20 protein-coding genes are annotated in these 21,157 nt (G+C 69.1%); 15 read left to right on the forward strand and 5 right to left on the reverse strand.

What is annotated here, in order from left to right:
* The first annotated feature begins 177 nt into the window (after positions 1 to 177).
* The 4 genes from ACFYXF_RS29735 (at position 178) to ACFYXF_RS29750 (ending at position 3,979) form a co-directional block, all read left to right on the forward strand.
* Positions 178 to 1,023 (forward strand): 2-keto-4-pentenoate hydratase, encoded by an 846-nt coding sequence (locus ACFYXF_RS29735; RefSeq protein ID WP_389354102.1) that lies wholly within the window; start codon positions 178 to 180, stop codon positions 1,021 to 1,023.
* Entirely contained in the window at positions 1,020 to 1,991 is a 972-nt protein-coding gene (locus ACFYXF_RS29740; protein ID WP_389354104.1) for an acetaldehyde dehydrogenase (acetylating), read from the forward strand. Before ACFYXF_RS29735 ends, ACFYXF_RS29740 begins: the two co-directional genes overlap by 4 nt.
* Entirely contained in the window at positions 1,988 to 3,004 is a 1,017-nt protein-coding gene (dmpG, locus tag ACFYXF_RS29745) for a 4-hydroxy-2-oxovalerate aldolase (protein WP_389354106.1), read from the forward strand. The genes ACFYXF_RS29740 and dmpG overlap by 4 nt, the downstream gene beginning before the upstream one ends.
* 192 nt (positions 3,005 to 3,196) lie before the next feature.
* Positions 3,197 to 3,979: an IclR family transcriptional regulator gene (locus ACFYXF_RS29750; RefSeq protein ID WP_389354108.1), complete on the forward strand. Its 783-nt coding sequence runs from the start codon at positions 3,197 to 3,199 to the stop codon at positions 3,977 to 3,979.
* A 222-nt stretch (positions 3,980 to 4,201) separates the two neighbouring features.
* Here the strand turns inward: ACFYXF_RS29750 and ACFYXF_RS29755 are convergent, their stop codons facing one another.
* Together ACFYXF_RS29755 and ACFYXF_RS29760 are read right to left on the reverse strand one after the other, a co-directional pair.
* On the reverse strand, positions 4,202 to 4,972 hold the full coding sequence (locus tag ACFYXF_RS29755) for an SDR family NAD(P)-dependent oxidoreductase (protein ID WP_389354110.1): 771 nt from the start codon (positions 4,970 to 4,972) through the stop codon (positions 4,202 to 4,204).
* Positions 4,973 to 4,974: 2 nt separating this feature from the next.
* Positions 4,975 to 6,507 (reverse strand): long-chain fatty acid--CoA ligase, encoded by a 1,533-nt coding sequence (locus ACFYXF_RS29760; protein ID WP_389354113.1) that lies wholly within the window; start codon positions 6,505 to 6,507, stop codon positions 4,975 to 4,977.
* Between the two features lie 215 nt (positions 6,508 to 6,722).
* Between ACFYXF_RS29760 and ACFYXF_RS29765 the strand changes: the two genes are divergently transcribed.
* From ACFYXF_RS29765 to ACFYXF_RS29775, 3 genes are all read left to right on the forward strand, one after another.
* Entirely contained in the window at positions 6,723 to 7,514 is a 792-nt protein-coding gene (locus tag ACFYXF_RS29765; RefSeq protein WP_389354115.1) for an enoyl-CoA hydratase/isomerase family protein, read from the forward strand.
* A 100-nt stretch (positions 7,515 to 7,614) separates the two neighbouring features.
* Positions 7,615 to 8,673 carry a 2,3-butanediol dehydrogenase gene (locus ACFYXF_RS29770; RefSeq protein WP_389354117.1) on the forward strand — a complete coding sequence of 353 codons (1,059 nt, stop codon included), beginning with the start codon at positions 7,615 to 7,617 and terminating at the stop codon, positions 8,671 to 8,673.
* A 1-nt stretch (position 8,674) separates the two neighbouring features.
* Positions 8,675 to 9,829 (forward strand): acyl-CoA dehydrogenase family protein, encoded by a 1,155-nt coding sequence (locus tag ACFYXF_RS29775; protein ID WP_389354118.1) that lies wholly within the window; start codon positions 8,675 to 8,677, stop codon positions 9,827 to 9,829.
* Between the two features lie 88 nt (positions 9,830 to 9,917).
* Here the strand turns inward: ACFYXF_RS29775 and ACFYXF_RS29780 are convergent, their stop codons facing one another.
* Positions 9,918 to 10,625, reverse strand: a complete 708-nt coding sequence (locus ACFYXF_RS29780; protein WP_389354120.1) for a TetR/AcrR family transcriptional regulator — start codon at positions 10,623 to 10,625, stop codon at positions 9,918 to 9,920.
* A gap of 215 nt (positions 10,626 to 10,840) precedes the next feature.
* Between ACFYXF_RS29780 and ACFYXF_RS29785 the strand changes: the two genes are divergently transcribed.
* Complete coding sequence (locus ACFYXF_RS29785; protein WP_389354122.1) at positions 10,841 to 12,844, forward strand: pyruvate dehydrogenase complex E1 component subunit beta; 2,004 nt, start codon at positions 10,841 to 10,843, stop codon at positions 12,842 to 12,844.
* A gap of 71 nt (positions 12,845 to 12,915) precedes the next feature.
* On the opposite strand, the gene ACFYXF_RS29790 is transcribed toward ACFYXF_RS29785, so the two are convergent.
* Positions 12,916 to 13,962, reverse strand: a complete 1,047-nt coding sequence (locus tag ACFYXF_RS29790; protein WP_389354124.1) for a cyclase family protein — start codon at positions 13,960 to 13,962, stop codon at positions 12,916 to 12,918.
* A 159-nt stretch (positions 13,963 to 14,121) separates the two neighbouring features.
* On the opposite strand from ACFYXF_RS29790, the gene ACFYXF_RS29795 reads away from it, so the two are divergent.
* The gene (locus tag ACFYXF_RS29795; protein WP_389354126.1) at positions 14,122 to 14,523 is read left to right on the forward strand and encodes a nuclear transport factor 2 family protein; all 402 of its coding nucleotides are present in this window, start codon (positions 14,122 to 14,124) and stop codon (positions 14,521 to 14,523) included.
* 133 nt (positions 14,524 to 14,656) lie between these two features.
* Positions 14,657 to 15,064, forward strand: coding sequence for a nuclear transport factor 2 family protein (locus ACFYXF_RS29800; protein WP_389354128.1), 408 nt, complete (start codon positions 14,657 to 14,659; stop codon positions 15,062 to 15,064).
* A 75-nt stretch (positions 15,065 to 15,139) separates the two neighbouring features.
* On the opposite strand, the gene ACFYXF_RS29805 is transcribed toward ACFYXF_RS29800, so the two are convergent.
* Entirely contained in the window at positions 15,140 to 16,798 is a 1,659-nt protein-coding gene (locus ACFYXF_RS29805; protein WP_389354130.1) for a flavin-containing monooxygenase, read from the reverse strand.
* Positions 16,799 to 16,983: 185 nt separating this feature from the next.
* Here ACFYXF_RS29805 and ACFYXF_RS29810 point away from each other — a divergent pair, with 185 nt between their 5' ends.
* The 5 genes from ACFYXF_RS29810 to ACFYXF_RS29830 all read left to right on the forward strand — a co-directional run bounded on the left by ACFYXF_RS29810 (position 16,984) and on the right by ACFYXF_RS29830 (position 21,105).
* Entirely contained in the window at positions 16,984 to 17,376 is a 393-nt protein-coding gene (locus ACFYXF_RS29810; RefSeq protein WP_389354132.1) for a carboxymuconolactone decarboxylase family protein, read from the forward strand.
* Positions 17,377 to 17,455: 79 nt separating this feature from the next.
* Entirely contained in the window at positions 17,456 to 18,196 is a 741-nt protein-coding gene (locus ACFYXF_RS29815; protein WP_389354134.1) for an SDR family NAD(P)-dependent oxidoreductase, read from the forward strand.
* Between the two features lie 159 nt (positions 18,197 to 18,355).
* Positions 18,356 to 19,540 (forward strand): NAD(P)/FAD-dependent oxidoreductase, encoded by a 1,185-nt coding sequence (locus ACFYXF_RS29820; RefSeq protein WP_389354136.1) that lies wholly within the window; start codon positions 18,356 to 18,358, stop codon positions 19,538 to 19,540.
* Between the two features lie 45 nt (positions 19,541 to 19,585).
* Positions 19,586 to 19,780 (forward strand): ferredoxin, encoded by a 195-nt coding sequence (locus ACFYXF_RS29825; protein WP_389354138.1) that lies wholly within the window; start codon positions 19,586 to 19,588, stop codon positions 19,778 to 19,780.
* A gap of 86 nt (positions 19,781 to 19,866) precedes the next feature.
* Positions 19,867 to 21,105: a cytochrome P450 gene (locus ACFYXF_RS29830; protein WP_389354140.1), complete on the forward strand. Its 1,239-nt coding sequence runs from the start codon at positions 19,867 to 19,869 to the stop codon at positions 21,103 to 21,105.
* Positions 21,106 to 21,157: the final 52 nt, after the last annotated feature.

The following is a 21,157-nucleotide window of genomic DNA, read 5'->3' on the forward strand; positions in this document are numbered from 1 at the left end:
GTCCCGCTGAGCGGAACGTCCGCACCTGCGGTACACCGAGGCAGCTCAGGCTGGGTATCCAAGCGGTTCTGACGCGCCCCGACAGGGGCGCGGGGAACTGCGCGAAAACCCCCTACCGACCGGCGGCCGAAGAACCGCCCCCCCTAGCGGAGCGCCCCGCACAAGTTGAGGACACGAATGACAGACACCGGGAAACCGACGGCCGTCGCCGAGGCAGCCGCGCGACTGACCGACGCGGCCCGCACCGGAAAACCCTGTGCCCCCGTACGGGACCTCCTGGGCAGCACCGACATAGCCCTCGCCTACGCCGTCCAGCAACACGTCATCGCCGACCGCCGCACCGCCGGCGCACGCGTGGTGGGCCGCAAGATCGGCCTCACCTCGGAGTCGGTCCAACGCCAAGTAGGCGTCGACCGCCCCGACTTCGGCGTCCTCCTCGACGACATGGACGTCTCCGCGCTGCCCGAGGTACCCAGCGGGCGCCTGCTCCAGCCCAGGGTCGAGGCGGAGATCGCGTTCGTGCTCGCCGCCGACCTGGACGACGACGACCTCGACATCGAGCGGGTCCGCGCGGCGGTCGGACACGCCGTGGCCGCGCTGGAGATCGTGGACAGCCGGGTGGCCGACTGGGACATCGCGATCACGGACACGATCGCCGACAACGCCTCCAGCGGCCTGTTCGTCCTCGGCGACGAGCAGGTCGCCCTGAAGGAGTTCGAACCCCGGGACGTGACCATGCGGTTGTACGCCGACGGCGTCCTCGCGTCCGAGGGCACCGGCGCCGCCTGCCTGGGCGACCCCCTGGCGGCACTCCTCTGGCTGGCCCGCACCGCCCGGGAGTTCGGCGACCCCCTGCGCGCCGGCCAGATCGTCCTCTCGGGCGCCCTGGGCCCACTCGTCCCCACCCCGCCAGGCACCGCCGTACGGGCCGAGATGTCGGGCCTGGGCACGGTGACAGCGACCTTCTCCGGCAACGAACGCAACGAACGCAAGGAACGCCAGGAAGCCAAGGAGCACGGATGACCAAGACCAAGGTGGCCGTTATCGGCTCCGGCAACATCGGCACCGACCTGATGATCAAGGTGCTGCGCCTGTCCGACACCCTGGAGATGGCCGCGATGGTGGGCATCGACCCGGACTCGGACGGACTGGCGCGCGCCGCCCGCCTAAAGGTCCCGACCACGCACGAGGGCGTGGACGGACTGATCGGCATGGACGGCTTCGACGAGATCGACATCGTCTTCGACGCCACGTCGGCGAAGGCCCACGTCGAGAACGCCAAGAAGCTCGCCCCGTACGGCAAACGCCTCGTCGACCTCACCCCGGCGGCCATCGGGCCGTACGTCGTACCGACGGTGAACCTCGACGAGCACCTGAACGCCGCGGACAACGCTGTCGACAACCTGAACATGGTCACCTGCGGCGGCCAGGCGACGATCCCGATCGTGCACGCGGTCAGCCGGATCACGCCCGTGCCCTACGCCGAGATCGTCGCCTCGATCGCCTCGAAGTCGGCCGGGCCCGGCACCCGGGCCAACATCGACGAGTTCACCGAGACGACGTCCGGGGCGATCGAGAAGGTGGGCGGCGCCCGGCGCGGCAAGGCGATCATCGTCCTCAACCCGGCCGAACCGCCGCTGATCATGCGGGACACGGTGTACTGCCTGATCGGCGACGCCGACCACGACGCGATCCGTGCCTCCGTCGAGGAGATGGTCGCGGCCGTCGCCGAGTACGTACCCGGCTACCGCCTGAAGCAGCAGGTCCAGTTCACGCCGATCCCCGAGGGCGAACCGGTGCACACACTGTTCACCGGCCAGGCCTCCGAGGCGACCACGAAGGTCTCGGTCTTCCTCGAAGTGGAGGGCGCCGCCCACTACTTGCCCGCCTATGCGGGCAATCTCGACATCATGACCTCGGCAGCCCTGCGTGTAGCCGAGCGCATCGCTCAGCGCTTTTCCTCCGAGGCGACCACCGAGGTGACCAAGTGACCGCCACCCCAAGGCTCTACGTCCAGGACGTCACCCTCCGGGACGGCATGCACGCCATCCGGCACCGGATCACCCCCGAGTTCGTCGGGAAGATCTCCAGGGCCCTGGACCAGGCGGGCGTGGACGCGATCGAGGTCGCCCACGGCGACGGTCTGGCCGGCGGCAGCCTCAACTACGGGCCGGGCAGCAACACGGACTGGGAGTGGATCGAGGCGGCGGCGGACGCCATCGAGCGCGCCACCCTCACCTCCCTCCTTCTGCCCGGCATCGGCACCATCGTCGAACTCAAGCGCGCCTACGCCATGGGAGTCCGCTCGGTACGCATCGCCACCCACTGCACGGAGGCGGACGTAGCGGCCCAGCACATCACCACGGCCCGCGAACTCGGCATGGATGTCTCCGGGTTCCTGATGATGGCCCACATGGCGACCCCGGAGGTTCTCGCCGGACAGGCGAAGCTGATGGAGTCGTACGGCGCGCACTGCGTGTACGTCACCGACTCCGGCGGCCGGCTGACCATGGACGGGGTGCGCGACCGCATCCGCGCCTACCGGGACGTGCTCGACCCGGAGACCCAGATCGGCATCCACGCCCACGAGAACCTCTCCCTCTCGGTGGCGAACTCGGTGGTCGCGGTGGAGGAGGGGGTGACCCGGGTCGACGCGTCGCTCGCGGGACAGGGTGCCGGTGCGGGCAACTGCCCGATCGAGCCGTTCGTCGCTGTGGCCAACCTCCAGGGCTGGAAGCACGACTGCGATCTGTTCGCCCTCCAGGACGCCGCCGAGGACCTGGTCCGCCCGCTCCAGGACCGCCCGGTGCGCGTCGACCGCGAAACCCTCACCCTCGGCTACGCAGGCGCCTACTCCAGCTTCCTCCGCCACGCGGAGGCGGCGGCGGAGCGCTACGGCCTGGACGCCCGCACGATCCTCCAGGAGGTCGGCAGGCGCGGACTGGTCGGCGGCCAGGAGGACATGATCGTGGACATCGCCCTGGACCTCACCGCCCAGGGCTGACACCGACCGGCCGCGCCGCTCCCCGGAAGTTTCCTTCCGGGGAGCGGCACTTTTTTGCGTCCGCCATAGATTAGACCGACCACCCCAATTAATCGGTGCACGACCCTTTCTCTGCGGACCGAGGCGTTGATACCTTGACGCCGAAGCCGCCGAACTAGAATTGATTTCGGTTTGAGCAGAGAGGCACCGACGATGACGTCTGCCCTTCGCCTGGACTCGCGATCCTCCGAGGTCGTCGGGCAGGTGCTGCCTCCGTCGATGATGGAGCGCGTCACGCTGATCATGGATCTTTTCGAGCGTCCACAGACCCACCTGACCCTGGAAACGGTCTCGCGTCGGACCCATCTCCCGCGCTCGACCACTCACCGGATACTCGACCAGCTGGTCCGCCTGGACTGGCTACGCCACACGGTGGCCGGCTACACGCTGGGACGGCGGGCGCTCGGCCTGGGCGGCCGGGAGATCGGCCACAGCGCACTGCGCTCGGCCGCCGCCCCCCACCTCCTGGACCTGGCCGTCCGTACGCGCATGGTCGTTCACCTGGCGGTGCTCGACGGCCCGGAGATCTACTACCTGGACAAGGTCGGCGGCCGGGCCGCGGTCGACATCCCCTCCAAGGTCGGCGGCCGGGCCATCGCCCACTGCACCGGCCTGGGCAAGGCCATGCTCGCCTGGCTGAGCCCGGAGGAGATCGACGCGCGCTACGCCCAGTTCATCGAGCGCCGCACAGACCACAGCATCGGCCACCTGGACCACCTCCACCACGAACTCCGCGCGGTACGCCGCCGCAACGGCCTGGCGATCGACCGAGGCGAGTGTTTCCCCGACCTGGGCTGCGTGGGCCTGGCCCTACGAGGCCCCGAGGGCCCGATAGCCGCGATCTCGGTGGTAGGAGACGGCAGTTCGTCCCTGGAGCTGGTGGCCCCCCTGGTGGTGAACACGGTGAAGGCGGTCTCAGAGGACCTGTTCGGGTAGGCCTGGGGGAGACGCGCCCCGTTTTTAGGGGCGCGGGGCTGTATCGATATGCGGCTCCGCCACGTGGGCGCGACAAGCCCTCACCGGCCCGTCTTTAGGGGCGCGGGGAACTGCGCGACCAGCCCCCACCGGCCCGTCTTTAGGGGCGCGGGGAACTGCGCGACCAGCCCCCACCGGCCTGAGGCCAAAGAACCACCAAGCCGCGCAGCCCCCTACCCCTACCTACCAGGCAGTCCATCCCCCATCCACAGTCACAGTCGTCCCCGTGACAAACCGCGAAGCATCAGACGCAAGAAACACCGCCGCACCCCCAAGCTCCTCAACGGACCCCACCCGACCCAGAGGCGTCCCCCGGACAATCCGCTCACCCCAGCGACTGTCCAACAGCCCAGCACTGAGATCCGTACGGAAATAACCGGGCGCGAGCGCATTCACCCGCACCCCCCGATCCGCCCACTCCACCGCCAGCGACTTGGTGAGCGCCTCGACCCCACCCTTGCTGGCCGCATACGCCGCGATCCGCTCGAACCCCGTACTCGCGTGCACCGAAGAGATGTTGACGATCGACCCGGCCCCCTGCTCCAGCATGACCCGCCCGGCCTCGCGGCAGCAGTAGAAGGTCCCCTGAAGATTGATGGCCAGCACCCGCGACCAGTCCTCGTCGGTGACCCACTCGCTACGGCTGAAGTGCGGACTGACCCCGGCGCAGTTGACCACCGCGTCCAGCCGGCCCGTCCACTCGACGACACCCTCCACCATGCCCCGTACGGCGGCGGAGTCGGCGACCGAGCCGGGCAGCACCAGCGCCTTGCCGCCGTACTCGGCCAGCTCCGCTTCGAGGCTGTCGAGGTCCGCCGTCGTACGGGCGGTCACGGCGACATTCGCCCCGGCCTGCGCCAGAGCAACCGCGATGGCGCGCCCAAGCCCTTTCCCCGCACCCGTCACCCAGGCGGTACGGCCGTCCAGCCGCAGGTCGGTGTTCACGTCGGTCATGGTCAGCTCTCCGCGGGGATGTCGCGCAGGGTCCGCTTGAGGACCTTGCCCGAGGGCGTACGGGGGAGTTCGTCGACGATGTCGAACCGGGCCGGCACCTTGAACTTCGCCAGGCGCTCCTGGCAGAACTCCCGCAGCTCCTCCGCACCCGCCTTCGCTCCCGGCCGGAACACCACGAAGGCACGCGGGACCTCGCCCCAGCGCGGATGGGTCAGCCCGACGACCGCCGCTTCGAGAACGGCGGGGTGCTCGTACAGCACCCGCTCGACCTCGGGCGTGGCGATGTTCTCGCCGCCGGAGACGATCATGTCCTTCTTGCGGTCGTCGATGTAGAGGAAGCCCTCCTCGTCGACGTGGCCGATGTCGCCGGTGTGGAACCAGCCGTCCCGCAGGGCCGCGGCTGTCGCCTTCTCGTCGCGCCAGTAGCCCGCGAAGACCTTCGGGCCGCGCAGTGTGATCTCGCCGAGTTCGCCCACCGGGGCTTCCTTGTCGGTGTCGTCGACGATCCGGATCCGGGTGTGCGGCACGGGCCGGCCGACCGAGCCCAGCTTGGACAGCGCGTGCTCGCGGTCGAGGAAGGTGTCGCCCGAGACCGTCTCGGTCAGCCCGTAGGCGTCGGCGAACCAGGCGTTCGGGAACGCGTTCATGATCCGCCGCAGTACCGGCTCCGGGGTCTTCTCGCCGCCGCCCACGATGAAGCGCATCGAGGTCGTGTCGTACGACTCCCGGTCCGGGACCTCCAGGACGGCGTTGACCATCACCGGCGCCAGCCAGGCGTTGGTGACCCGGTGCTCCTGGATCGCCCGCAGCACACCCGGCGCGTCGAACTTCCGCTGGAGGACCACACCGCCGCCCGCGTACAGCACCGCGAGGGCGGGCATGTCCAGACCGCCGACGTGGTAGAGCGGCCCGGCCACGAGCGTGGTGTCCGCCGCGGTGAGGCCGAAGTGGACGATCTGGGAGACGTTCTTCGCGTGCAGATTGCCGTACGTGATGCGCACGCCCTTGGGGCGTGAGGTCGTACCCGAGGTGTACATCAGCCGCTGGAGATCCTCCGGCCCGACCTCCACGGGATCGACGCGGGCGCCCTCGTGCCGGGCCAGCAGCGCCTCGTAACCGGTCCACTCGTCGGACTCCGGCTCACCGTCCACCAGGATGCGGTGCTCCAGATCGGACACTTTCCCGGCGATACGGTCGGCCGCCCGGACGAACTCCGGTTCGGTGATGATCGCCTTTGCCTGGGAGTGACCGAGAATGTACGCCCATTCCTCCTCGGACAGCCGGTAGTTCAGCGGGAGAAAGACCGCCCCGATCCGGTTGGCCGCGTACACCAGTTCCAGGAACTCCGGCCGGTTGTAGAGGAGCAGCCCGACGACGTCGCCGCGCCGGACGCCCAGTTCCGTCAGGCCTGCGGCCAGCCGGTTGACCCGGTCATGGAGTTCGCGCACCGTCAGGCGGCGGTCCTCCTGCGTGACGGCCACGGCCTCGGGCCGCTGGGTCAGGTGGTAATCGAGGATGCTCGCGAAATTGTGCACGGGTCTCTCTCGCTCTGTGTCGGAAAGGCGGGTTCCGGCCGGTTGGTTGCCCGCTCCCATGATTTAGTGTACCTCTTGGTCTATAAAACTTGTCGCCGAACTGTACGACGACGTGAACGCATCGACAACCATCTGCGCACCGATGAGTTCGAGTCGTTTCCCCAGCTGAACTCGATGACCACGACGACCACGACGACCTCGATGAGGAGGCTTTGGTGCCGCGCATCCGTCTCGACACCGACGGACCCGTTGTCACGGTCCGCCTCGACCACCCGCCGATGAACGCCTTCGACACGCTCCAGCGCGACGAACTGGCCGCGCGCGTGCGCCAGCTGGCCGACTCGCCCCATGTACGGGCCGTCGTGCTCTACGGCGGCGAGCGGCTGTTCGCCGCCGGGGCGGACGTCAAGGCGCTCGCCGCGATGGACATCGACGAGGTGCGGGGCTGGAACCGGGCTCTGCAGCGCACTTTCGACGAGGTGGCCCAGCTGCCCATGCCGGTCGTCGCGGCGATCACCGGGTACGCGCTCGGCGGCGGCCTCGAACTGGCCCTCGCCGCCGACTACCGGGTCGCGGCGGACGACGCCCTGCTCGGTCAGCCGGAGGTACAGCTCGGGATCATCCCCGGCTCGGGCGGCACTCAGCGCCTGACCCGCCTGATCGGCCCGTCCCGCGCCAAGAACCTCCTGATGACCGGCCGCCGGGTGGACGCGGCCGAGGCCCTGAGCCTGGGCCTGGTGGACGAGGTGGTCCCGGCGGCCGAGGTCCACAGGGCCGCCTTCCACTACGCCCGCAAACTGGCCCAGGGCCCGGCGGCAGCACTGGAAGCCATCAAGGAGGCCGTCAACCACGGCACCGACACATCCCTGTCGACAGGCCTGGCCCTAGAACGCTCCCTGTTCACAGGCGTCTTCGGAACAAGAGACGCAACGACGGGCATCGAGTCCTTCCTGACCAAGGGTCCAGGCAAGGCCCGCTTCGACGACCCCGGGAAAGGCGCCCCGTAGGGGCCGCCTTTCAGGGGCGCGGGGAACTGCGCGACCAGCCCCCACCGGGCCCGCAGCTACACACAAAGCCGATCACCACGAACCGAAAGGAGGGCGGACCATGCAGGCACTGCGCTGGCACGCCGCACGAGACCTACGGCTGGAGGAGGTCCCGGACCCACCCGCCCCCGCCCCCCACGAGGCCGTCGTGGAAGTCACCTGGTCCGGAATCTGCGGCACAGACCTGCACGAGTTCCTAGAGGGCCCCCACATGATCCGCCCCAGCCCCCACCCCCTCACCGGAAAAGCCCCACCCCTCGCCCTCGGCCACGAACTCAGCGGCACAGTCCTCGCGTTGGGCACGGAGACACCCGGAATCAAGATCGGCGACCGGGTAACCGCAGACCCCGTCTGGCACTGCGGAGTCTGCTTCTGGTGCGCGCGCGGCGAGTACCACATCTGCCCCAAGAGCGGCTCCGTCGGCCTCGCCTCCCCCGGCGCCTTCGCCGACCGCGTCACCGTGCCGATCGCCGGCCTGACCCGCCTCCCCGACAACGTCAGCGACGAGATGGCCGCGGTGGCCGAACCGCTCGCCGTCGGCCTGCACGCCGTCACCCGCGCCGGAGTCCGGCCGGGCGACAACGTCCTGGTCGTCGGCGGCGGCCCGATCGGCGTAGCCGTGGTCCTCGCGGCCCGCATCGCCGGCGCCGCAGGCCTCTACGTGAGCGAACCCCTCGCGGGACGCCGCGAGTTGCTGCTCAAACTCGGCGTCACCGAGGCGTTCGACCCGCGCGAGACGGACGTACGCCGTGAGGTGTTCGTGCGCACCGGGCGCATAGGCCCGGACGTCGTCATCGACGCGACCGGCGTACCAGCCCTCGCCGGACAGGCCGTCAGCACGGTCCGGCGCGGCGGACGCGTCGTGCTCGCCGGTGTCGGACACGGCAACGTCGAGTTCGACATGGGCCAACTCGTCTTCTACGAACGCTCGGTGGTCGGCACGCTCGGCTACAACTTCGACATCCCCCGTGTGATCGACCTGATGAGCACCGGGCGCCTGGACGCCTCCGCTCTGGTCACCGGACGTTTCCCGCTCGCGGACGGGGCCGAGGTCTTCGCCGACCTGGCCGCCGACCGGGCCCGGCACCTCAAGGTGCTGCTCACTCCGAAGGGACTGTGACATGGATTTCGACCTGCCGGAGGAGACCCGCGATCTCCAGGACATGGTCCGCGAGTTCGCCGCGAAGGAGATCTCCCCGAACGCGGCGGAGTGGTCCGAGACCGAGACCTTCCCGACCAAGATCTTCACCAAGCTCGGCGAACTCGGCCTGATGGGCATGCTCGTGCCCGAGGAGTACGGCGGCGCCGGCTCCGACACGGTCTCCTACGTCGCCGTCATGGAGGAACTCGGCGCCGCCGACCAGTCGGTCGCCTCCTCCTGGAACGCGCACTCGACCATCGCCACGCTGCCGCTCCTGACGTACGGCACCGAGACGCAGAAGCAGCGCTGGCTCGCCCCGCTCGCCAAGGGCGAGGCCATCGGCGCGTTCGGCCTGACCGAGCCCGGCGCCGGGTCCGACGCGGCAGGCATCACCACCACGGCCCGCCGGGCGGACGGCGGTTGGGTGATCAACGGCACCAAGATGTTCATCACCAACGCCGGCACCGACATCAGCCAGGGCGTCACCCTGCTGGCCACGACCGGCAAGAACGACGACGGACGGAAGCGGTTCGCCACCTTCTACGTCCCGACCGGCACCCCCGGTTACAGCTGCGGCGCCAAGCTGAAGAAGCTCGGCTGGCACGCCATGGACACCCGGGAACTGGTCTTCGAGGACTGCTGGATCCCCGACGACCATCTGATCGGCGAGGAGGGCAACGGGCTGCGCCAGTTCCTCAACGTCCTCGACAAGGGCCGGATCAGCGTGGCCGCGCTGGGCCTGTCGCTGGCGAAGGCGGCGCTCTCACTGGCCGTCAAACACGCCACGGAACGCCACCAGTTCGGCCGCCCGCTGTCCGCCTTCCAGGCCGTCTCGCACAAGATCGCCGACATCGGTACGGAGTTCCAGGCCGCCCGCTGGATGGTCTACCGGGCCGCCTGGCTCGCCGACCAGGGGCGCCCCTACAGCACCGAGGCCGCCATGGCCAAGCTGTACGCCTCCGAGGTGGCCAACCGTGCCGCCTCCCAGGCCGTGCAGATCCACGGCGGATACGGCTATGTGCGCGAGTCGGAGATCTCCCGGTTCTACGCCGACGCCAAGATCCTGGAGATCGGCGAGGGCACGAACGAGATCCAACGCGACGTCATCGCACGGGCGTTGCTGAAGCAGGCGTGACACGAGCAAGCGTGACATGAGCAGGTCGGTGCGAGACGCGAAAGGGCCCGCGGCGGGTGCCGCGGGCCCGGGGATCCCAGGACGGGGATCAGCTCGCCAGTGCGGCCGGCTGCCACTCGGCCTCGGGGTCGAGCGGCAGGTCGGGCCGGTCACGCTTGAAGGCGGCGGCCTCCTCCTCCACGTCCGGCAGGGCCGCGCCGGGCGCTCCGAAACCCCGCAGCAGGGTGTCGCAGTACTCGCTGGACAGGTACGAGGCGTCCCAGCGGCCGCCCGGCTTCACCCATTGGTAGGTGTGGTTGTGCAGATTCAGGAACTGCAGGGTGGCCAGGTGCGGTTCGACCGCGCGGAAGGTGCCCGCCTCCACGGCCTCCGTGAGCAGACCCCGGACCAGCTGCTCGAACTCCGCGCGCTGGCCGAGGAGCGTGTCGAGGTAGTCGCCGGTGAGGCTGCGGTAGTCGTGCTCGTAGACCCAGATGTGGTCGAGCCTGCGGAAGATGATCGTCAGCAGCGACTCCGACAGCAGCCGCAGCCGTACCAGCGGGTCCGCGTCGAGGCCCGCGATCTGCCGGGCGCGGGACAGCAGCGGGTCCATCACCCGGGACTGGATCTCGATCAGCAGGTTCTCCTTGGACCCGATGTAGTAGTACAGGGCGCCCTTGGCGAGCCCGACCGCTCGGCCCAGTTCGTTGATCGAGGTCGCCGCGTAGCCATGACGGGCGAACAGGGTGGCCGCGGTGTCGATGATCTTCTGACGTCGGACCTCGTAGTCCGGTCCATGGCCCGGTGGTCGTGGCATGTGGTTCTCCCCGCCTGATGTGTCGACATTTCGACGTACCGATGAGACATGACCTCGGGCCCGCATCCGGACGGCCGAGTGGCACATCCGGGGGGAAGCGGGCCCGGGACCTCGTTCTATTGTGCTTGACCAGTTTGCTAGACCAGACGGTACATTAAAAGATGGACTCCGGCGGCGCGGCCTTGTACCGCCCGCGCGACATTGCGAGGACGCGCATGACGACCGAGGCACCCCACCAGACCAAGACCGGTTCCGCCGTTTCCGCACACGCGGAACAGCTGCTGGAAATGTACCGCCGGATGCGTCGAATCCGACGCTTCGAGGAGCGGGCCTCCGTGCTGTACAAGGCGACGGAGATCCCCGGATTCCTGCATCTGTCGATCGGCCAGGAGGCCAGTGCCGTCGGCGCCTGCTGGCCGCTCGGCCCCCGCGACGGAATCACCTCCACCCACCGCGGCCACGGCCACGTCCTGGCCAAGGGCCTGGACACGGCGTCCATGATGGCCGAGCTGATGGGCAAGGAGGCCGGAACCAACCACGGCCGCGGCGGCTCGATGCACATCGCCGACCCCCGCCTCGGCATCTACGGCGCCAACGGCATCGTCGGCGCCGGCCTGCCCATCGCCGCCGGAGTGGCGACCGCGGCAAAACTCCGGGCCGCCGGCGATGTGGTGGTGGCGTTCTTCGGGGACGGCGCGGTCGCCCAGGGCATGTTCCACGAGGCCGTCAACCTGGCCGCCGTATGGGACCTGCCCGTCGTCTTCCTCTGCGAGAACAACCACTACTCCGAGTTCTCGCCCGCGTCCGAACAGCACCGCGCCACGCTCTCCGCCCGCGCCGCCGGATACGGCATCGACTACGCCCACGTCGACGGCAACGACGTCCTCGCGGTGGCGGGTCTGATGAACGACGTGGTCGAACGCCTGCGGGGTGGCGCCGGACCCGTCCTCGTGGAGGCCGAGACCTACCGCTGGCACGGCCACTACGAAGGGGACCCCGAGCGCTACCGCCCCGCCGAGGAGGTCGCCGCAGCCAAGGAACGCGACCCGCTGCTGGTGGCCCGCAAGCACCTCGCGGCGGCCGGAGTGCCGGCCGTGCTGGCCGACGCCATCGACGAGGAGATCGACAAGGAGATCGAGGCGGCGGTCGAGTGGGCCAGGAGCCTGCCCGAGCCGGCCCCCGAGACCCTGCACGACTTCGTCTCCGCGCCCCGCTCCGAGATACCCGAGCCGGCCCCCGCCGACGGCGAGGTCTTCCGCTCGATGGACGCCGTACGCCTCGCCCTGGAGCACGAACTCACCGCCGATCCCGAGGTGTTCATCGCCGGCATCGACGTCGGCGCGGGCGGCAACGTCTTCGGCCTCACCCGTGGGCTGGCGGACGCCTTCCCGGGCCGGGTCCGCGACACGCCGATCAGCGAGAGCGCCGTCCTCGGCGCGGCGGTCGGGGCGGCCATGGCCGGGATGAAGCCGGTCGTCGAGATCATGTACATGGACTTCATCGGCGTTGCCTTCGACATGCTGCTCAACCAGGCCGCCAAGCTGCGCTTCATGACCGGCGGCCGGGCCTCGATGCCGCTCGTCGTCCGCACCCAGTTCGGCGCGGGCCGCTCCTCGGGCAGCCAGCACTCACAGAGCCTGGAGGCCCTGCTGGCCCACATCCCGGGCCTGACGGTAGTAATGCCGTCCAACCCGGCCGACACGTACGGCCTCCTGCGCGCCGCCATCCTGGACCCGAACCCGGTGATCTTCGTGGAGAACCGGCTCCAGTACGGCCTCAAGGGCCCGCGTCCGCCGGCCGACCACCTGATCCCGCTGGGCAAGGCCAAGGTGGTCCGTGAGGGCACCGACATCACCCTGGTCTCCTGGTCGCGGATGGTCCAGGACGCCGTGGCCGCCGCCGAGTTGCTGGCCGCCGAGGGAATCAGCGTGGAGGTGATCGACCTGCGCACGATCGCCCCGCTGGACCGCGCGACCGTCCTCGCCTCCCTCGCCAAGACCAACCGCCTGGTCATCGCCCACGAGGCGGTACGGGACTTCGGCGTCGGCGCAGAACTGTCGGCCCTCGCCGTCGACGAGGGGTTCTGGCACCTGGACGCCCCGGTGACCCGGGTGGCCCCGCCGCACGTACCGGCGCCGTACGCGCCCTCGCTGGAGCGGGTGTGGCTGCCGTCGCGGGACACGATCGCGGAGACACTGCGACGGATCGCGGCGGTCTGACCGTCCGAAGGGAACGAAGGGAGGGGCCCCAGGACTCGGTCCTGGGGCCCCTCCCTTTTGCGGTGTCCGGGTCAGACGGTGGCCACCGGAGTCAGGGGGCTGCCCTGCGTCCCCGGGAGGTTCAGCGGGGGAGCGGTGAGCAGGAAGCGGCTGCGGTTGTGCTCGCGCAGCCAGGCGGCGAGTTTGTCGAGGTACCACAGCTCACCGAGCGGAACGCCCAGCTTGAACAGGCACAGGTGGTGGATCGGCAGCAGCGAGTGCTTGCCCGTCTCGTTGCCGACGCCCACCCCCTCGACCGCGTAGTTGTCCGCGGCCAGGCCCGCGAGCTGCGAGTCGGTGATCCACTGGAGGATCTCCGGGTCGTGGGCGTCCAGGTAGGCGGCGGTCTGGTGGATCGCCACCGGGTCCGGGTTCTTCTCCCAGGCGAGCACCTGCGTGGCGAAGCCGGTGTGCAGCAGGACGATGTCGCCGGGCTCCACGACGACGTTGTCGGCGTCCATGATCTCGCGCAGCTGGCGGTAGTTGACGGCCTGGTAGCCAGTACCCAGGTGATGGGCGATGTCGATGAGAACACCGCGCCCCTGGACCCCGTGCTCGGCCATGTGTTCCAGGCCGAGGTGGCGGGCGAAGCCGAGGCTGCCGCTGCCGTCGCCCTTGGCGTCCTCCTGCGGTCCGACGAGGTCGGTGCCGGCGCGGTAGCCGTTGTAGTAGACGGCTTCGGCGACGCCGTCGGAGTCGGCGTCGAACTCGGCGCCCTGGTGGGCGAGGGCGTCCCACTGGGTGGAGTACTGGAGCCAGAGGGTGACGACGTCGTCGGACCAGACGTCGATGAGGTCGGGGGAGAAGTGCTCGCTGGCCTTGATGTTGTAGAAGACGTCCTGGTTGTGCTGGAGGTCCTCGGTGGGGCGCAGGATCGGCGGGTAGCGGCGCTGGTTCATGGCCGAGCCGCCCGGGTAGTCCAGCGGCAGGCTGAGGCTGAAGGCGATGCCGTGCTCGACCTCGCGCACGCCCTGGAGGACCTTCTCCTTCGTGACCAGGTTGATCCGGCCCAGCTCGTCGTCCTCGCCCCAGTCGCCCCAGGTCGAGCCCGGCGGACGCTGCTTCCAACGCTTCGTCATGACTAACGCCTCCTCTGGCGACGGTCCCCGTTGACGGTCGGCGGCATGCTATTTGGATTATACCGGTCGGTCAACAACTAGAACTGGTTCGGTACAGGCCTTTATATTGGCTTGCGTTCAGCAATAGACTCAGTGGTCGAAACATCGACTGTTGGGGAGATGATGAGCGAATCCACACAGGCGTGGGTGGCTGCCGGAGTACGTGCCGTGATCGGGACGCACACGCAGGCCCAGGACGCCGGCCGCACCGACGAGATCGTCGCGCTGTACACACCCGACGGCATCCTTGAGCTGCCGGGCACGGACCCCCTCCAGGGACACGACGCGCTCCGCGCGGCCTTCAAGGGGTGGGAGCCGGAGCTGCCGCAGCTGCACCTGGTCACCAACACGGTGGTCACCTCCTCCACGGCCGACGAGGCGACGGCCACGAGCGACGTGGTCTTCCTCCAGCGCGGCGAGGCGGGGTGGGCGGTCCAGGTCGTCGGCCACTACGAGGACGACCTGATCCGAACAGGCGGCACCTGGCTGCTCAGGCGCAGGAAGACGACGTACCAGGTCTAGGCGAGTTCGGGGCACGGTGTCGCGCCCCAAGGGGGCGCGGGGAACTGCGCGACCAGCCACGACGGACCCGCAGGTGCCCCAGTTCCTGCCCACCCCAAACGCATCACCCCTTCCAGCTTGACCTTGGAGAGAGATGACCACCACTTCCCCCGACACCGAGGCTTCGGTCGCCGCAGGCGTACAGGCAGCCATCGCCGCCTACGCCCAGGCCCTGGACACGGGCCGCAACGACGACGTAGCCACCCTCTTCACCCCCGACGGCGTAGCCGAGATCGCAGGCATAGCCACCTTCGAGGGCCGGGACGCGATCCGCGAAGGCTTCGCGGCCTTCGCCCCGACCCAGCCGCAACTGCACCTCGTGGCCAACACGGTCGTCACCTCGTACACCGAGGAGGAGGCGACGGCGGTCAGCAACCTCGCGTTCTTCCAGCGCGGCGACGCGGGCTGGGCCGTGCAGATGGTCGGCCGCTACGACGACACGCTCCGCCACCACGACGGCGCGTGGAAGTTCCAGCGGAGGGTCACGACCTTCCTGCCCTAACGCGCTACGTCACGGAAAGCCGAAGCTCGTGCCACCCGAACCGCCGGGTGGCACGAGCTTCGGCTTTCCGCCTGGTCAGGCCTGGGACTCCGGCTCCGTCGCCTTGGAGAAGGCGAACGCCGGGTAGTCGTTCTGGACCGCCTCGCGGATCAGCTCCTGGAGGTTCCAGCGGCCGGTCGGGTTCAGCAGCTGCTTGATCGGCTTGCCGGGGATGTTGCCCCCGGAGAAGTAGCTGCTCTCCAGGAAGGAGGACATGGTGCTGGAGTTCACGCTGTCCGTCCACTCCTCCTCGGCGGCCTCGGTCACCTCGATGACGTCGTGACCGTGCTCGCGAGCGTGGACGATCGCGTCGGTGACGAACTCCACCTGGTCACCGGCGTACCGCGGGTTGTTGCCCGTGGCGCCGTGCGGCCCGCCGGGGAAGAAGAAGTTGGGGAACCCGGCCGTCGCGACCCCGAGGTAGGTGAGCGGGCCGTCCGACCAGTACTCCTTCAGCGGGAGGCCCTGACGGCCCTGTACACCGAGCCGGTTGAGGGCGCCGGTGCCGAAGTCGTAGCCGGTCGCCCAGATGATGATGTCGAACTCCTCGACACCCGCGCCGGTCTCGATGCCGTCCTCGGTGATGCGGGTGATCGGCGTCTCGTTGATGTCTACGAGCGTGACGTTGGGCTTGTTGTACGTCTCGTAGTAGCCGGTCCCGAAGGGCGGGCGCCGGCCGCCGTAGCCATGGGCCTTGGGGATCAGCTTCTCCGCCGTCGCCGGGTCCTTGACGATGCCGCGGATCTTCTCGGCCATGAAGGCGCACCACTCCGCGTTCACGGTCTCGTTCGAGAGCATGTCGTAGTAGTGCTCGGTCAGCTTGGTGAAGCCGGGGCCGTTCCACCGCTCTTCGTAGAACGCCTGACGGTCCTCCGGGCTGTCCTCAAGTCCCGACCGCATGACGATCTGGTGCAGGAAGCCGCTCGGCGAGGTGTTCAGCGTCTCGCGGATCGACTCGAAGTTCGCCTTCAGCTCGGACTGCTCCTCGGGCGTGATCGGCCCGTTGTTGAGCGGTGTGAGCCAGTCGGCGTCCTTCTGGAAGACCGTGAGCTGCGCCACGTCGTCCGCGATCGCCGAGATGATCTGCACACCGCTGGAGCCGGTGCCGATCTGGGCCACCCGCTTGCCGGTGAAGTCGATGGGGGTCTTCGGCCAGCGGCTGGTGTGGTGCTGCGCGCCGCGGAAGTCCTCGCGTCCCGGGATGGCCGGGATGAACGGCACCGAGAGGTTGCCGGTCGCCGCGACGACGAAGCGGGCCCGGACCTCCGTGCCGTCACTGCCCCGCACGGTCCAGGTCCCGGAGGCCTCGTCGAAGACGGCCGCGGTCACCTTGACGCCGAAGGCGATGTCGCGGCGCAGGTCGAACCGGTCGACGACATGGTTGAAGTACCGCTCGATCTCGGGCTGGCCCGCGAACTTCTCCGACCACTCCCACTCCTCCCACAGTTCCTTGGAGAAGAGGTAGCCGTAGGTGTAGCTCTCGGAGTCGAAGCGGGCCTCGGGATAGCGGTTCCAGTACCAGGTGCCGCCGACACCGGTGCCCGCCTCCAGCAGCTTCACCGAGAACCCGGCCTCCCGGGCCAGGTACAGCTGGTAGATGCCGGTGACACCGGCGCCGATGACCAGTACGTCGACAGTGCTGTCCGCGCCGCCCGCTCCGACCTGGTCAGGGCCCGGCTTCGTCGTGTCGCTCATGTGCTCTCCCGCGTGAGCCTGATTCGTTTTGTCGACCGGTCGGTCGAATACTCAGTGAGAAGTGAGAGTAGATGAGGCGGCGGGTCCGGGCAATGGATGTGAATCTCGCCTGGGTCATTGATTGTACCGACCGTCTGATCTAACTTTCGCTCAAGGACGTGAAGCCGCACAACGGGAGTACAGGCATGAGCGACAAGGGTGTCGAAGAGACCGCCGATCTGCGGGCCGCGGGCTGGAAGGCCATGCGTGCCGCACTTCCGGGTGTGTTCCCCGAGGGCGACATCGATCTGAAGGACGGCCGCCTCGGCGAGGATCTCGTCGACATCGGCCTTGTGAGTGTCTGGGGCGGACTGTGGGGCCGAGAGGGACTGGCTCCGCGTGACCGCAGTCTGGTGACGCTGGGCATCCTCATCGCCCTCGGTGCCGAGACCGAGCTGAAGACCCATGTCCGTATCGCGCTGACGAACGGTCTGACCGAGGACGAGATCGCCGAGGTCATCTACCACTCCAGCGGCTACACCGGCTTCCCCCGGGCCGTGGCCGCCCGTACGGCGGCCCGCGAGGCCCTGGAGGGCTGACAGCCCCTGTATCGCCGCCGACCGGACGCGAGCCGTCGGCACCCACCTCACCCCACCCCACATCACACGAGGAGTACCCATGTCACTGCAGGGAAAGGTCGCGGTCGTCACCGGCGGCGCCCGGGGGATCGGCCGCGGTATCGCGACCGTGCTCGCGGCCAAGGGGGCCGCGGTCGCCGTCTGGGATCTGAACGCCGAGGGCGCCGAGGAAACGGTCGCCCTGATCGTCAAGGAGGGCGGTACGGCGATCGCGGTCGGCGGCGACGCGGCCGACGCCGAGGTGGTCGCGGCCTCGGCCGCCCGCACCCGTGCGGAACTCGGTCCGGTCGCGATCCTGGTCAACAACGCCGGGACGACCGCGTACGAGCCCTTCACGAGCATCAGCGAGGCGGCCTGGGACCGCATGATCGGGATCAACCTGAAGGGCCCGTTCCTGGTCACCAAGGAACTCGTGCCGGACATGGTCGAGGCGGGCTGGGGCCGGATCATCAACATCTCCTCCTCGTCCGCACAGACCGGCGCGCCCTCCATGGCGCACTACGCGGCCTCCAAGGGCGGTGTCATCGGCCTCACCAGGGCGCTGGCCGTCGAGTACATCGAGAAGGGGATCACGGTCAACCACGTACCGCCCGGGTTCATCGACACCCCGCTGGTCCGACAGGGCCCGGTCGACGTCGACGCGGTCGCCGCCATGATGCCGATGAAGCGCGCCGGCACCCCGGAGGACATCGCCTACGCGGTGGCCTATCTGGCCTCCGAAGAGGCGAGCTATGTGACCGGCCAGACGCTCAGTGCGAACGGCGGCCGCTACCTGGCCTGAGCGGTTGCCGCCCAGGTCCCACCACCGGATCTCCTGTTCCAGTGTTTTGTGTACCGACCGGCAGGTATAATTTTCAGCGAGGCATCGGGCCCCGGCTGCAAATGGAGCACGCATGAGCATCGACGACGACGTCAGCAACGGCACCTTCGGGGTGACCGCATGACGGCCCGCGTCCTGGTGGTGGGCGCCTCGGCGTCCGGGTTGTCCACGGTGGAGGCGTTGCGGCGTAAGGGTTTTGCGGGTGGGGTCACGGTGCTGGGTGATGAGCCGCATGTTCCGTACGATCGTCCGCCGTTGTCCAAGCAGGTGTTGTCGGGTGCCTGGGAGCCGGAGCGGGCCGAGCTGCGCAGTCAGGAGCAGCTGGCGTCGCTGGATGCCGAGTTCCTGTACGGGGACCCGGCGGTCGGTCTCGATCCGGTGGCGCGGACGGTCCGTACGGAGTCCGGGCGGCAGGTGGGCGCGGACGCGGTCGTGATCGCGACGGGTGTGCGGGCGCGGAAGCTTGCGGGTCAGGACGATCTGGCCGGTGTGCATGTGCTGCGGTCCCTCGATGACGCGTTGGTGTTGCGGGGTGATCTGGTGCCGGGCCGGCGGTTGGTGGTCGTGGGTGAGGGTGTGCTGGGGTCGGAGATCGCGGCGACGGCGCGGGTGCTGGGTCTTGAGGTGACGTTGGCGGGTCCGTTGGCGGGGCCGATGGCGTTGCAGGTGGGTCCGGTGGTGTCGGGGGTGCTGGCGGGGCTGCATGCCGAGCGCGGGGTCACGTTGCGGTTGGGTGAGGGTGTGGTCGGGCTGGCCGGTGAGGGTGGCCGGGTGTCGGGGGTGCGGCTGGCCTCGGGTGAGGTGTTGCCGGCGGATGTGGTGGTCGTGGCGATCGGGGGGATCCCGGCGACCGGGTGGCTGGCGGACAGCGGGCTGACGCTCGACAACGGTGTGGTGTGTGATGCGTACTGCCGTGCGGCCGAGGGTGTGTACGCGGTCGGGGATGTGTCCCGGTGGCATCACGAGGGTCTGGGCCGGCTGTTGCGGCTGGAGAACCGGACGAATGCCACGGAGCAGGGGATGGCGGTCGCGGGGGCGATCCTCGGCGAGGACCGGCCGTATGCGCCGGTGCCGTATTTCTGGACGGATCAGTTCGACGCGAAGCTCCAGGTCCACGGCTTTTTGCCGGCCGATGCCGAAGTGGATGTCGTCGAGGGCGAGTTGGCGGCGCGGCGGTTTGTCGCCCGGTATCGGGTCGGGGGCCGGGTGAGCGGGGTGCTCGGCTGGAACATGCCCAAGCAGACCCGGCTGGCCCGCCAGGAGGTCGTCGACGGGCTCGAAGCGGCCCCGGCGCCCAGTCACTGAACGACCATCCACCGAATCACCTACTGAAGGTTCAGGAGAGTTGCCATGAAGGTTGTCGTCGACGAGGAGAAGTGCGTTGCCGCCGGGCAGTGCGTGAACGCTGCGATGGACGTGTTCGACCAGCGTGACGAGGACGGCATCGTCGTCCTTCTGGACGAGAACCCGCCCGCCGAGCTGGCCGAGGACGTACGCAACGCCGCCGCGGTCTGCCCCGCGCTGGCCATCCGCATCGAGGAATAGACCGAGAAAACAGACCGAGGCCGGGACCGAGGCCGAGAGCGTCCGGTTCCGCGTGCGTTCCCCCCACCATCACTTGAGGAGAATCCATGGCTGACACAGAGACCCGGCTCGCCCCCGACGAGCAGGCGTACTTCTACCAGGACGACCGGGACGCCAAGTGCCCCTTCGCCCCGCCTCCCGGACTGCGCGCCCTGAACGAGCGGGCTCCGGTGTCCCGGGTCCGCATCTGGGACGGCAGCACCCCGTGGCTGGTCACAGGCCACGCCGCGCAGCGGGCGATCCTGTCCGACCCCCGGGTCAGCTCGGACGACAAGAAGCCCGGGTTCCCGTATCCCAACCACGTCATGGCGGAGTCGGCGCCCCACCACCCGCTCACGATCTTCAACGCGGACGGCGCCGACCACACGCGGATCCGCCGCATGATGACCCGGCCGTTCACACGCCCCCGGATGGAGGCGCTGCGGCCGAAGATCCAGCAGTTCACCGACGAACTCATCGACCAGATGCTGGCCGGCCCGAAGCCGGCCGACCTGGTGACCGCGCTGTCGCTGCCGCTGCCCTCGCTGATGATCTGCGCGCTGCTCGGAGTGCCGTACTCGGACCACGACTTCTTCCAGGAACACGCCCAGTGGGCCACCAGGAGCGACAAGACGGTCGAGCAGCAGGAGACGGCCAACGCGGCGCTGGGCGGCTACCTGGCCAAGCTGCTCCAGCAGAAGATGGAGGAGCCGTCCGAGGACGTCCTCTCGGACTTCGCCGCGCGGATCAAGGACGGTGACCTCAATCTTCGCGAGGCCATCATGCTCTCCATGATCCTGCTGATCGCCGGTCACGAGACCAGCTCCAGCATGATCACCCTGGGTACCGCCCTGCTGCTGGACAACCCCGAGCAGCTGGCGAACCTGCGCGGGATCGAGGAAACGAAGGACGCCGCGAACGCGGTCGAGGAGATCCTTCGCTATCTGACCGTTCCGCAGCTCGGCCAGCGTCGGATCGCGGCCGAGGACTTCGAGTTCGAGGGCGTGCAGATCAAGGCGGGCGACGGCATCATCGCCGCGCTGCCCGCCGGGAACTGGGACCCGGAGGCCTTCCCCGAGCCCGAGAAGCTCGACCTCACCCGCAAGGCGAACCACCATGTCGCCTTCGGCTGGGGCATCCACCAGTGCCTCGGCCAGCAGCTGGCCCGTATCGAACTGCAGGTCGTCTACGGCACGCTCTACCGCCGTGTCCCGACCCTGCGCCTCGCCGTCGACCGTGACGAGCTGGACTTCCGTCCGGCCGACGCGCTCGCCTTCGGCATCAGCGAGCTGCCGGTCACCTGGTAGTACCCGGGAGACTCGGTAATTCCCGGTAGTCCTGGCAGTACCCGGCAGACGG

The organism is Streptomyces sp. NPDC002680 (assembly GCF_042889145.1).
Lineage (GTDB): Bacteria > Actinomycetota > Actinomycetes > Streptomycetales > Streptomycetaceae > Streptomyces > Streptomyces adonidis.